Origin of the sequence: Okeania sp. SIO3B5, assembly GCF_010692555.1 — a bacterium.
Classification (GTDB): domain Bacteria; phylum Cyanobacteriota; class Cyanobacteriia; order Cyanobacteriales; family Microcoleaceae; genus Okeania.
The window spans coordinates 1-12,609 of sequence record NZ_JAAHHG010000291.1 but is presented as its reverse complement, the minus strand read 5'-3'; the positions used below and the strand labels follow the sequence as shown (position 1 = coordinate 12,609).

General features: G+C 39.9%; 12 protein-coding genes and 1 tRNA gene. 7 read left to right on the top strand and 6 right to left on the bottom strand.

Going from position 1 to position 12,609, the window contains the following annotated elements:
• Positions 1–352: 352 nt before the first annotated feature.
• From F6K54_RS28790 to F6K54_RS28775, 4 genes are all read right to left on the bottom strand, one after another.
• Positions 353–703 carry a YbaB/EbfC family nucleoid-associated protein gene (locus F6K54_RS28790; protein WP_293085363.1) on the bottom strand — a complete coding sequence of 117 codons (351 nt, stop codon included), beginning with the start codon at positions 701–703 and terminating at the stop codon, positions 353–355.
• A gap of 71 nt (positions 704–774) precedes the next feature.
• On the bottom strand, positions 775–1,236 hold the full coding sequence (locus F6K54_RS28785; protein WP_293085369.1) for a transposase: 462 nt from the start codon (positions 1,234–1,236) through the stop codon (positions 775–777).
• Between the two features lie 54 nt (positions 1,237–1,290).
• A complete protein-coding gene (locus F6K54_RS28780; protein ID WP_293085360.1) occupies positions 1,291–1,632 on the bottom strand; it encodes a transposase in 342 nt (113 codons plus the stop codon).
• Between the two features lie 46 nt (positions 1,633–1,678).
• Positions 1,679–2,047 (bottom strand): transposase, encoded by a 369-nt coding sequence (locus F6K54_RS28775; RefSeq protein WP_293085357.1) that lies wholly within the window; start codon positions 2,045–2,047, stop codon positions 1,679–1,681.
• Positions 2,048–2,314: 267 nt separating this feature from the next.
• On the opposite strand from F6K54_RS28775, the gene F6K54_RS28770 reads away from it, so the two are divergent.
• Positions 2,315–2,388 (top strand) — tRNA-Val (locus F6K54_RS28770).
• Between the two features lie 857 nt (positions 2,389–3,245).
• On the opposite strand, the gene F6K54_RS28765 is transcribed toward F6K54_RS28770, so the two are convergent.
• Together F6K54_RS28765 and F6K54_RS28760 are read right to left on the bottom strand one after the other, a co-directional pair.
• Positions 3,246–6,419, bottom strand: coding sequence for a tetratricopeptide repeat protein (locus F6K54_RS28765; RefSeq protein ID WP_293085354.1), 3,174 nt, complete (start codon positions 6,417–6,419; stop codon positions 3,246–3,248).
• 425 nt (positions 6,420–6,844) lie between these two features.
• Positions 6,845–7,747: a hypothetical protein gene (locus F6K54_RS28760; protein ID WP_293085351.1), complete on the bottom strand. Its 903-nt coding sequence runs from the start codon at positions 7,745–7,747 to the stop codon at positions 6,845–6,847.
• Between the two features lie 223 nt (positions 7,748–7,970).
• On the opposite strand from F6K54_RS28760, the gene F6K54_RS28755 reads away from it, so the two are divergent.
• From F6K54_RS28755 to F6K54_RS28730, 6 genes are all read left to right on the top strand, one after another.
• Positions 7,971–8,186: a hypothetical protein gene (locus F6K54_RS28755; RefSeq protein ID WP_293085347.1), complete on the top strand. Its 216-nt coding sequence runs from the start codon at positions 7,971–7,973 to the stop codon at positions 8,184–8,186.
• A 32-nt stretch (positions 8,187–8,218) separates the two neighbouring features.
• Positions 8,219–8,671, top strand: coding sequence for a PIN domain-containing protein (locus F6K54_RS28750; protein WP_293085344.1), 453 nt, complete (start codon positions 8,219–8,221; stop codon positions 8,669–8,671).
• Complete coding sequence (locus F6K54_RS28745) at positions 8,649–9,032, top strand: hypothetical protein (RefSeq protein ID WP_293085341.1); 384 nt, start codon at positions 8,649–8,651, stop codon at positions 9,030–9,032. The genes F6K54_RS28750 and F6K54_RS28745 overlap by 23 nt, the downstream gene beginning before the upstream one ends.
• 412 nt (positions 9,033–9,444) lie before the next feature.
• On the top strand, positions 9,445–11,715 hold the full coding sequence (locus F6K54_RS28740) for a recombinase family protein (RefSeq protein WP_293085366.1): 2,271 nt from the start codon (positions 9,445–9,447) through the stop codon (positions 11,713–11,715).
• A gap of 67 nt (positions 11,716–11,782) precedes the next feature.
• Positions 11,783–11,944, top strand: a complete 162-nt coding sequence (locus tag F6K54_RS28735; RefSeq protein WP_293085338.1) for a hypothetical protein — start codon at positions 11,783–11,785, stop codon at positions 11,942–11,944.
• Positions 11,945–12,350: 406 nt separating this feature from the next.
• Positions 12,351–12,609 (top strand): hypothetical protein (locus F6K54_RS28730; RefSeq protein ID WP_293085335.1); only part of this gene is annotated, 259 nt, incomplete at its 3' end.

The following is a 12,609-nucleotide window of genomic DNA, read 5'->3' as shown; positions in this document are numbered from 1 at the left end:
CCCGCGCTCTCCCGTTTTGCGCTTCGCATAACTGCGTTAACGGCTGTCGCCGACATGTTTGCGGAGCATTCCGTCAGGAAAAGGCGGAGCAAGTGCGGCAGCTATTAGGGGAGCGTCGGGATGAAAACCAACCAATCTTGCGGTTCTTACAAGGGTATGCTATCCTAATATAATTAGGCTGCTGGGCTAGCAGTTTCAGTCTGTGGAGCGCGCCTTTAGACCAGAAAGAGGTTTAGCCTCGGAGGCAGGTGCTACGTTAGCGCAGCTCCTCTGTCAAGAGGAAGCAGAAAGTCCTGAGCCGCGAGGTTTAGGAATCCCGCGCTGCCCTTGTAAGCGCAACGTCGGGAGGATGTCAAGAAAGTCCAGGTATATTTAAACCACCTGTCAATTCTTCCATGCGCTCGCGCATAGTAGCAGTAGACTTACTATAAGCATCTTGCATTGCTACTGTTACCAATTCAGAAATTACTTCTGCTCCTTCTCCTAGTGCATCAGGTGAAATTTCTACTCGCCGTGGTTCTTGGTTTCCACTCAAAAAAACCTTAACTAAACCACCACCTGCTACCCCTTCAACCTCTAATTTATCTAGGTCTTCTTGGAGTTGTTTAGCTCCGTCTTGAACCTGTTGGGCTTTTTTAAAAGCCTCAGTTAGTTCTTTCATTTTACCTAAACCAAAGCCAAAGCCTTTTCCTGATTGTGACATAATGATTACTCTTCTATGATAAGTCTTAATTTGTATTTGTTTGTTGCCAGTGAACTACCGCTCAACTAAACTTACTCAAACTGAACGAGAAAGCCTGAAAGCTCAGTTGTTCGTAGTGGATCGACCACTACAGGGTTAAACGGCAAACCCTTTATTCCTTGGTCCAAGACATCAGGAATTACTTTTTTCATTATATTAAATGACCCATTTACATCTGCATTTAATAATTTATTTTCCCTGGTTTTATACAACCCTCTTGTTACTCTTTTTCCACTAAATTTCGGTTTTTGTTCTCCATATTTCGGTAAATCATCCCCATCTAAACAGCTTGATTGAGATGTATAGGATTCTTCGGTAATTATTACTTTTATTCCTCTTAGTTGGGCTTTATACCTTAACATCTCTATTAACCTATAGTGAGGGATATTCACAAATTGTTGATTGTTCTTTTTCCCTAATTTTATTTCTTGTTTCCAAGTTTGATTCTGCCCAATGATTAAGATTCCTATTTCATGGTTTACACACCAATCTATTACTCTTTTACTTGCTGTATAGAGATAGTTTTCTACTCGACTATTTCGTTTCGGCTAAGAGCCGACATGAATGTGAGTTAATTTTTTTAACCGATGAGAATTATTTTTATTGTGGTTTGTTTTTAGTTGAGATTGTAAATAAGAGCGTTGTTTGTTATAAAAGGTGTTAATTGCTTTTAATGGTCTGCCTTTAATCAATAGAGGTGATATTCCTGTTTGATTTGTCGTTACAGCCATTAAGTTATTTACTCCTAAGTCTACTCCTGCTATTTGTTGATTATTTGTTATTTCCTCCTGTTTTTCATAGACTATCTCTATTATGTAACAGCTACTTTTGGGGATAATTCTGGTTTCTATTATTTCTGTCTGTGAAGTGGGAATTTTTATTTCACTCATCGACAGATGACAAATTCCTTTTTTTAATGTTTTTTTGTAAATTGACTCATTTGGATAAGGAAGAATATTTCGACATGCATGTTTTATGTTTATATTTGGGGATTTTTGGTTTCCCTAAAAATTTATTTGGCTGTTTTTGCCACGTTTTTAAGGCTGAAAAATAACTACTCCAAGCTGAATCTAATCTCCTGATTATTTGCTTACTTACTTTGGTAGGTAAAGCTTGATAATCGTCGCTTTTAGATACCTGGTGATACAGTTGATTAAAATTTAGTTTCTTTTTGTTTTCAAAGAAATATTGGCAATAATAATAGTTGGCTAAATTGAACAGATTTTTTGACAAAAAAGCCTTGTGGTCAATTTCCGACCACAAATCATGGGATTTGGTAATAACATGACGTTCAACTAGCTTCATCTCTTAATTGTAGCTGATAACGGATAGACAACTGAATAAACTTGCTTATTTTAGTTTTATAGCTATAGTTATGAGTAAGTTTGATGAACTTTAGATAAGTTTTCGCTTTCTGTCTTTACCCCTGCTAGGAGAAAATGTATAAATATAAGATATTCGTATCTATTTATTTGCAAAAAATATGTATTATTTATATTTTACTCATAAAATTTAGACTTTTGCTCTCGGATTGGTATACTTGAAGCATAGGGTATACCAAATTCAAAGTTTGGACGTATAGCTCAGTTGGTTAGAGCACTACCTTGACATGGTAGGGGTCACAGGTTCGAGTCCTGTTACGTCCATTTTATTCTAGAGGTAGCGGAGGTACTACTTCAATATACGTCAAGGCTCATTCCATTTTAACCTCTTCTAGCAACATTTCAAAAAAGAGGGAAAAGTAAAATAAAAGTCGGGAGAGTAAATATAAATGTCCACAGTGGGTCATATAGGCTGAGGTTTAGCGACCCCCTTGGTAATCGCAAGTCTATATCTATTTTGTCCAGTAAGTACAGAGGACAGTTTCAAGAAGGCAGAAATTGTGGCCAAGCAAACAGATTGAGATATGGCCAACTATAGACTAGGAGTGCCAAACACTTACGACTTACAGCGGTTTTCATTTCAGTAGACCACAGTAGGGAGGTTGCATGCAACGTCCCTACAGGGTTTTGGTTATGGCAATGTGGTTCATCAATTTGAAAAGCGCTGTAAGTTCTGGAGATATTTCGGTGAGTGGTTCTCGTCAGTATAAGGATTTTGAGGATTATCTTTTACCGAAAAGCGACGTTGAAAGCCCCCCTATCCATTATCAGCAAAATTCTTTACAAAAGTGGATAATGCCTATTATCAAAAGCTTACCGAAAAATTGTGGTTTAAAGCCTCCCCTTTTAAGGGGATAATAAAGAAAAATTTTCATGAATTTGTCAATCCTCTTCTTTTCAAGGAGAGGTAATTATTCATTATTCATTATTCATTATTCATTGTTGAAGAGCATTTTGTTTGTTTTACAAGCTTTGACAAATTGACTAACTTGTGTATTCCTAAAAGTTGTTTTTTGTCGTTGCGATCGCAACGACACTAGGACCTTTCAGACTCTAATACATCAAATGATATTTTTGTCAAGTTTTATGTTAAGAAAGATGTTTATAAAGCATAGCCCTAATTAACGTTCTCCCTGGGAAACAAATGCTGCCCAATAATAAGGATGGTTGAAACGTGGAATTTTCCGGAGTTCAAATTGTGCTTTTCTTAATGCTTCCGGGCTGGTTTCTCCCTGGTTGCGGAATTGATAATATAACTGGCAAAACTCTGCGGTGGAGTTGTCTTGCACTGACCACAATGTACTGACTACACTCCGCGCTCCTGCTGTCAGAAAACCTCCGGCTAATGTTAGGACATCATCGGTGATTTCTGAGACAGTGAAATTGGTTTCGCAGCAGGAAAGAAAGACTTCTGAAAGTTGAGGAAAACTCTGAATGTATAGGTTGGCTAAGTCTAATGTGCCGTCAGATAGTCGCAAGCCAGATTCTAGGGCGTTACTGAGGTCTGAGCTGGCGTGGTGGCTGGAGTGGAGAATGTTTACTTGTTGCGCAAGTTTGAGGTAGTTGGCAATGGTGGCTTGTTTTTCTTTTAAGTGGCGCTCTGGTGGAACTTTGTAGAGTTGGGCAAGTTTGCGACATTCTTCTGGGGTGAAGTGTAGGTCTCCTGTGGCGTTTTCGACAATGCCGACGGTTTTGGTTTCTATCGGTTCTCGTTGGTGACAGAAGTCCAGTATTTGGCAACTGGGTACGACTCGGATGCGGAAGCGATCGCTCAGATATTCATTGTTATCTATATTTATAGGTGTGGTTGGTATAGTGTCGGAGGTATCTATATCAAAATTTCGGTAGTCGCGAGTTTTTCCGGCAGTTTGGAGAACTGGGGCTGTGGTTTCTGGGTTTTCTGCGACTTTGGGGGAGATGGGAAGGGCTGCGAATGGAATTTGGTGTAGGTGTAGGTGGGGTACGATGATTAACTCTTCGATGTCTTGGAGATGGTTGTCGATGAGTTCCTGGAGTTGGAGACGTTGGGAGAGTTCGGCGAGGGTTGGTTGCATTTGGTTTTGCCATTCTTTCTGGAGTTGGTCGCGCTTTTGGCTAGTTTGTTTGAGGAATTCTTGGGGAGTTATATTAAGAGTTTCTTGGGAGCCATCCTTTAATATGACTAAAACGGCAGTGTCGTTGGTTTCAATGGTTTTGATATCTTCTAGTTTGCAGTTGAGAAGTTGGGTGATGACAAACCATTTAGGGAATTTGATTTTGGTGTAGGAGTAGAGCCAGGTTTGCTTAACCCAATTTTGTAGGTTTTTGATTCCTTCTCCTTCGCAGGTATAGCAGGCGACTGACCTCTCCCAAGTCTCTAAGCTCCCCTTACCAAGAGTCTCTAAGCCCCCCTTACAAAGCGGGGTTGGGGGGATTTCTCCAGTACCAAGGGAGGTTAGGGGGATTTCTCCCACTGCATCAGGATGGCGCAGGATAAAAATAAAGGTATCTTCTTCAGCGCTGTAGAAGTTGATCAAGGCAGTTTTGCGATCGGGGATTAACTGCTGCATTTGCTGGAAACTCAGAGGAGTGGGTTGGAGTCGTGCTGCTAATTCCTTATTTTCACGACGAATATTTTCCCAAATTTGCTGTTTTGTGGCTCCTAACTGTCTGATTTTTTCCAGTTTAGCTTCGGTGGAGGTGGAAGTGGACGAACTTTCTCCCATCATGCCATTAGAAGGGGAGTTAAACCGGAGGCTATCAATTTGCTGTTGTAGGTCGAGATACTCTTGAACTTGGGGCGGGATGTCACCTTTGGAGTAGAGGTATTTGTTGTGGAAGAGGTCGGCGAGGAAACGGGAACGAGAGCGTTCGGCATATTCGAGGGCTTTTTCGTATTGTCCCAGGTTGATGTAGCATTGCACGATTTGAGCATAGGCGCTTAGGTTGTCTTTGAGGATCTGTTTACGGCGATCGTCGGTGAGGGAGGAGTTGCGAGTGAGTTCGATCGCTTCGATAGCTGGTTCGTAACCTGTAATGGCGAGTTCCCAGTTACCCAGACTAAAGTGGATGTTGCCTAAGTTGCGTCCGGCGAGAGTGCAAGTATCCGGCATAGTTTCGGGAGTTGCTATTGTCAGGCTAGCTTGGAAAGCTTCAATAGCTTCTTTAGTCTGCCCTAACTCTCGGTGTGCATTGCCCAAGCTGTCCAGGGAAATAGCTTCTCCTTTGCGGTTTTTGATTTCCCTTTTGATGGCTAAAGACTGTTGATGGTATTCAATTGCCTGCCTGCACTGCCCCAGGAAGAAGTAGGCATTGCCCAAGTTGCCCAGGGAAGTAGCTTCTCCTTGGTGGTCTTTGATTTTCCTTTTGATGGCTAAAGACTGTTGTAAGTATTCAATTGCCTCCTCGTACTGCCCTAGGTAGCAGTAGGCAATGCCCAATTCGTTCACGGAATTAGCTTCTCCTTTACGGTCTTTGATTTCCTTAGCAATGGTTAAAGACTGCTGGAGGTATTCAATTGCCCCCTCGTACCACCCCAAGGATAAGTAGGCAATGCCCAAGTTGCCCAGGCCATAACTTTCTCCTGGGCGGTCTTTGATTTCCTTAGCAATGGTTAAAGACTGTTGGCAGTGTTCAATTGCTCGCTCGTACTGTCCTAGGAAGACGTAGGCAATACCTAAGTTATTCAGGGAATTAGCTTCTCCTTGGTGGTATTTGATTTTCCTGGCAATGGTTAAAGACTGTTTGTGGTATTCAATTGCCCCCTCGTACTGCCCTAGGTAGCGGTAGGCAAGACCTAAGTTGTTCAGGGAATTAGCTTCCCCTTGGCAGTCTTTGGTTTCCCTGGCAATGGTTAAATATTGTTGCCAGTATTCAATTGCTTGCTTGTACTGCCCTAGGGAGTAGTAGGCATTGCCCAAGCAACCCAAGGAATGAGCTTCTCCTTGGCAGTCTTTGATTTCCCGATAAATGGTGAGAGTATATTGCCAAACTTGGAGAGCAAGAGTAAATTGACTGGTTTCATCCCACCGAATGCCAATATCTAATAATGTATCTACAGTTTCCTTACGGATGGTTTGGGGTTGTTGGGAACTGCCGAGATATTCCCCTAGTTGCAGTAGAAGGTTTCTTAAAAAATTGGCTTTGTTGGTTCTACCATTGCCAGCCCCGAATTCTACCACCCATGCCATTGTCTGCAACAACTCTGGCTCGACTAACTCCCAGTTGTCGTTCAAAACGTGATTTTCTTCCCCACTTTTGCAGTTCAGAAGTTTGTCGATGAGTTGCAGACGGGCTTGTACGCGTTCTAAATTCATTGTTTGTTCTCCTTTATATTTACAGGAATTACGCAAAGGCACTATTTATAGAGTCAAGTAACTGTTGGACAATAGTATTGAGGGCTATATATAGCGTATCTGCGTAAGTCCTAATTTATTACTTTTAGTCATCTTGTAGGGTGCGTTAATGAAATGTAACGCACCGCACCGCTATTCCAAATATTTCGTTGCGTTACGCTTTACTGAGCTTATCCCAGATATGTCGGTGCGTTACGCTTCGCTAACACACCCTACTGGACTGACACTATATTAATCGGTATTGCATAATTGCGGGATGATTCGATCACAGAGGATCTACTATAATCCCCGCGTCTCCGCGTCCCCGTGTCCCCGTGTCTGACTCAATCATCCCAGTATTCTGCAACGCCTATTAATCCGTATATCCGTGGCATAATCCGTGTGAGCTACGCTACTGCAAACTTCTGGTAACAACCCTGCCAACTATTGGGGTTATCCTCCAACCACTCCGAAAGCTGAGTCAAGCGATCGCTCGTCCAATTAACTACAGGTTCCTCTCGCCTCGGTTTTAACCAATCAAAATCTAGAACTTCTTTAAGAGCGATCGCCACAAACTCCTGAGTTCCTGGCGTGGTTAACTTCATGCCTTCCTTATTTTTCTGATACCAAAAAGACTCCGTTTGTGGTATTAAAATCTTATTTCCTGAAAGTTGATACCGGGGAGCAAAAATATAGGAAGGGCACAAAAAACACTGTTGAGTCAAACCCCGACTTAGTAATAACAAATAATCATATTCTGACGGTAATTGAATCGAAATCCAAAGTGGTTTCCCTACAGGCAAAGGTTCAATAAATTCCGGTATTTCCCAGTTTCTTGCATCGGTTGTACTCCCAATTTTTATCCAATCTAAACCAGTCGCTTTCTGCTTTAATGGTTCCCAATATAGGCGATCGAGTTCCCACCGAGGAAATTTATAGTCCCACAACCAATCATAAACTTGTTGCCAAATTCCTCTTTGCCCCCGTCCTACATTTATCCAACTTTGACTATCTTGCTTATCACTTTCAAGTTCGAGTTTGTATCGATTAACTATTTCTTCAATAACTGTTTTTTGAGTTCTCTGAATATCACTTTGAGGAAAATATTTAGCTGCCATTAAACTGGCAATATCTTCACACTTTTGATGATTTTTTGTATTCTCATCTCGCCTCCTTCTTTTATTCTCTAAACGATAGTTTTCACGGTCAAAACGCAATTGAAAAAAACATCTGTATTCTTCAGCTTCTCTATTTACTTTCTCTGGAAAAAGAGATTGACCAATATTTTCCAGAAATTCGACTTCTATCATTAGATCTTGCCTCCCAGGAATATTTGAGATATTCCTAGTTTAGCCATTCCTCACAGGAAAAAACAATAAATTAATCGTTTTTTTTATTTGCTGCTATTTGCTGCTATTTGAAATTATTAGGATATATTTTATCCGAAAAAACTGCTATTTATTTCTATTTTCAAGTTCAAATTCAGTAAGTAAAATTAGAGTTGTCCGAGATTAAATCAACCAAATGTTAACCATGAATAAAATTAAACCCTTAGCTAAAAAGCTTGCCTTGGCAACTATTCTCTCCATCAACTTATTAACATTGCTGTCTGTAGAAAAGAGCGATCGCGCTCCACTAATCATTGAGATTGTATTCCAACCAAACAGTATCGAAGTAACATTAGAAATTGAAATGAGCTTAATAAAAACTACGATAATGTTACTATGTGTTATAAATAAAAAAAAATAGCATTACTATAATAATTGAGGAAATAGCATGATGTGATTAGAGTTTATTTAGATACCAGTGTTTATAATCGTCCTTTTGATGACCAAACACAGAAGAAAATTGCTTTAGAAACTGAAGCAGTTAAACTCATTTTTCAAATGATAGAGGAAAAATCAATTATTCTAGTTAGTTCCGAAGCATTAGAATTAGAGAATAGAAAGAACCCTTATCTCTTACAAAAATTGACAATGAGTCGTTATCTACAGAAAGCTACCCTGTATCAACCCCTTAACCTAGCTATTAAAGAGAGAGCAAATGAACTTACCCAACAAGGAATCAAACAGTTTGATGCTTATCATGTTGCTTGTGCAGAAATGATACAAACTGATTATTTTCTCACCTGCGATAAAAGACTGATTAGTCGTTGTCAAAACCTTTCTTTAAAAACTCTCAATCCTGTTAACTTCATCTTAGAGGTATGTGATGAAAACGAACCTAACCCATAACGATCAAATTATCCAAGAAGCATTATTAATCCTCTTTAATCAATTAGAACCTGCTAAGTTTTTAGATATTGTTACCACTTTAAACTTAGGAAGTCAAGGGGATTATGTGAAACTTAAAGAACAATTATTTAAAAATGAAACCATTGATAGCATTTATGAAGAAGCTATGAAAGAACGAGAAAATAAAGATATACACGAACAAACTCAAACAATTTCCCCAAATGATCAAGAATTAATCGAGAAAGTCTTACTTATTTTACAAAAGCAATTATCCCCTATTGATTTTAGGCGCTTTGTAGCAACCTTTAATCTAGAAAAAGGTGATTATCTAGCTTTCAAAAATCAACTACAAGAAAACTAAACTGAATAATACTAAATATCAAACAGTTTGCTATATATCAGGACTTACAGCATATTTCTGGCAAATGAGGTACAGAGTAAATTCTTAAAATCTTGTAGTGCGGGCATCTTGCCCGCGATGGGTGTATCTCATAACAATGGGAAGCGCCATATGTAGGGGCGAATGGCATTGGCTAGCGCCAAGCTCCGCTTTATATGTTGCGGAGCAAAACGCCCTCACTCGATTTAGTGTCCGTGTGGGAACGGGTGCGGGAACGGGAACGGGCAAGATGCCCATTCCACAAGACTACAAGACTACAAGACTACAAAACTACAAAACTACAAAACTATTAAAATTATCTCGGCCGGAACAGGAACAGGCAAGATGCCTATTCCACAAAACTACAAAACTCAAAACTAAAGGACACCCAACAATGCCCGATCGCTCTCTTTGGATTACAGGGCCAACTCTTAGCGGTAAGACAAGTCGCTTAATAGAACAATTCTGTATAAAAGGCCAAAATCTCAAGTCTCCTCTAAATGAAATTGTTAGGCCAGTAAGGCCAGAAAATGCCGACAATACTTTAGACGATCGCCCACAGATACCAGAATTCCTCCACACTTCGCCCAAAATACTAATATTGGCGGCTAATGCAAATAATCGAATTGACTTGATGGACAGAATTTCAGAGGCGACATCAGAACAATACCCCTATCATTCAACTACTCCATTAGGTTTTTTTGAAGATGAAGTCAACTTATTCTGGCCATTGCTAATCGAATCCTTGGACTTAAAGGCACAATTTCCATTACGACTACGGCCCGAAACAGAACAGGAACTTGCTGGCAGAGTTTGGCGTCCTCACATAGAGAAAGGATTATTGCAACAGCCAGGAGTAACTAGAGAGCGGATGATACGCCGCATTCTCGACTTATTTCAATTGGCTGCTTTCAGTTGCACGCCTATAGAAGAGACCGCAATGATTTTACAACAGGGATTTGAGCAGGTAGATTCAGGGGAATTCTATGAGAATATAGTAGAATTACTGCAACAGTGGCGACTTTGGTGTTTACAAAGATGCTTGCTAACTTATGGTATCATTACAGAGTTGTACTGGCGGTATCTATTACCAAACCCTAATTATCAGCAATATCTAATTGACCGTTATCCATTTTTGTTGGCAGATGATGTGGATGAATATCCAGCGATCGCTAGTCATTTATGCAATTTTCTGTTAGATAATGGAACTTTAGGCGTTTTTACTTATAATCCTGATGGTGGCGTTAGATTAGGTCTGGGAGCTGACCCCGAATATTTAGCAGAACTGCAGAAACGCTGTCAAATTGAAGTATTAGACACAGAGGAAAATTTAGCTACAGAAATAGGAGAACCTATTGTTGAGTTAGTTCTGGATACTTATAGTCTTAATTCTTCTATTTTCCAACTTCCGGCTTTTTTACAATTAATTCAGACTAGATCGCGAGCGGCTTTGTTACGAAAGACGGCAGAGGCGATCGCTAAAGATATAAAATTGGGTATAGTAGAACCTCAAGAAGTGGCAATAATAGCTCCTGGTTTAGATGCCATTGCTCGTTATAGTTTGATTTCAATTCTTAACTATCATGGAGTTGCTGTAGAGTCACTCAAAGACCAACGTCCTCTCATTAGTTATCCTACGATCCGAGCATTGTTGAGTCTTTTAACTTTGGTTTATCCTGGGTTGGGACGTTTAGTAGACCGTGATGCAGTGGCAGAAATGTTGCTTGTATTAAGTCAAAGATCTATTGGCAAACCTGAAAAACAAACCGATGCTCAAGAAAGTTTACAGAAAACTAATGATATAGATCCAGTGCGGGCAGGTTTGTTAGCAGATCATTGCTTTTATCCAGATATTACACATCCACACCTGCTGTCAATAGAAGCTTTTTCTCGATGGGATAGAGTCGGGTATCAAGCAACTCGTGTTTATAATGAGATTTTGGCATGGATAGAAGAACAGCGATCGCAACAAGAACAACGTCAACTGCCTAACCCGATATTTTTGTTAGACAGAGCAATTCAGAAATTCTTTATGTCTAGTTATCTTTCTTTTGCTGAGTTAGCAGCACTACGAGAGTTGATGGAAACTGCTACCCACTATTGGGATGTAGAGCGCAGACTGCAAAAAAGTTCCCAATTTTCGGTAACAACCTCTACTGACAACGACTCGGTGGAGGAAGACTTATCCTCTAGTACAGTAGAAAAATTTATCCAGTTTTTACGCAAAGGAGTAGTTAGTGCAAATCCTTTTCCTGTAAGGCCAATGGGTTATTCCCCTCCAGGAATTACCTTGGCCACAGTTTTTCAATACCGAGCTAGTCGTAGATGTCATAGATGGCAGTTTTGGTTAGATATAGGTTCCCCTCTTTGGTTAAGTGGGGGTACTGCGACTTTGTATGGAGCGCCATTATTTTTGCAGAGTCAGTTAGGGAATTGTTGGACTATTGAAGATACGCAAAAATCCGATCGGGAAAGACTGCGAAAAATTTTGTTAGATTTGTTAAGTCGTGTAGGTTCTCCTATAGGTTATGGCAACAATAGTTCAGTTAATGAGTCAAATGAACATCGGATTTACCTTTGTCATAGCGATTTAGCTGTTAATGGACAGGAACAAACAGGGCCACTTTTACCCTTGGTCTATAGTTCTATGTCTAACACTACTTAGGGTTTGCTGAAAAAGTATGAGTGGTAGGGGGTAGAATCCAGAATCCAGAATCCAGAAGTCAGGAGGAATGGGAATTATAGAAGAAGTAGTCAGAAGAATCGTAAAAGTGATTTTCTACCCCTATCTTGCCGAAAATCTTAGATTTTTGAACCTGACTCACCTAAAAGCTGGTACTCCCTTAGTACCTGAAAAGGGTAAAACCTTTACCTGTCAAGACTTTGATATTTAATCAGCAAGCCCTACTTAGTTGGACATTAGTTGGACAATTTAATTAATAATTAATAATTATTAATTAAATAATTCAGCACCCTTAGCCTCCCCCTTTCGAGGGGAAAAAAGCGACCGTTAGCGGAGCTTCCCGAAGGGTGAGATGGCGAGGTCTCGGAGCCATATCCAATCGACCAGGAGAAGAAATAATATTTCCTTATATTCAATTCCGTAACGGTTTTAACCAGAGGTAATTATCCATTATCCATTATCCATTATCAATTAATGAAAATGAATACTTATGGTAATTTTTGGCCAAATTGAGGAAGAATGAAAAATAAATGATTTTATTACTATAAAAAAAATAATTTGTCAATAAAGACCGCAAACTAATTTAAAGATAATTTCTATTTATAAGGAGAAAAATAATGGGATCGTCAAATTTCGGTGCTCAAATAACTACAATGATAATAAATGGCTTTCCTATACGAGGTTTTATTGATGATTTTGGTAACTTTCAACCATTACAGCCAGTACCAACACCAGAGCCAACACCAGAGCCAACACCAGAACCAACACCAGAACCAACACCAGAACCAACACCAGAACCAACACCAGAACCAACACCAGAACCAACACCAGAACCAACACCAGAACCAACACCAGAACCAACACCAGAACCAACAC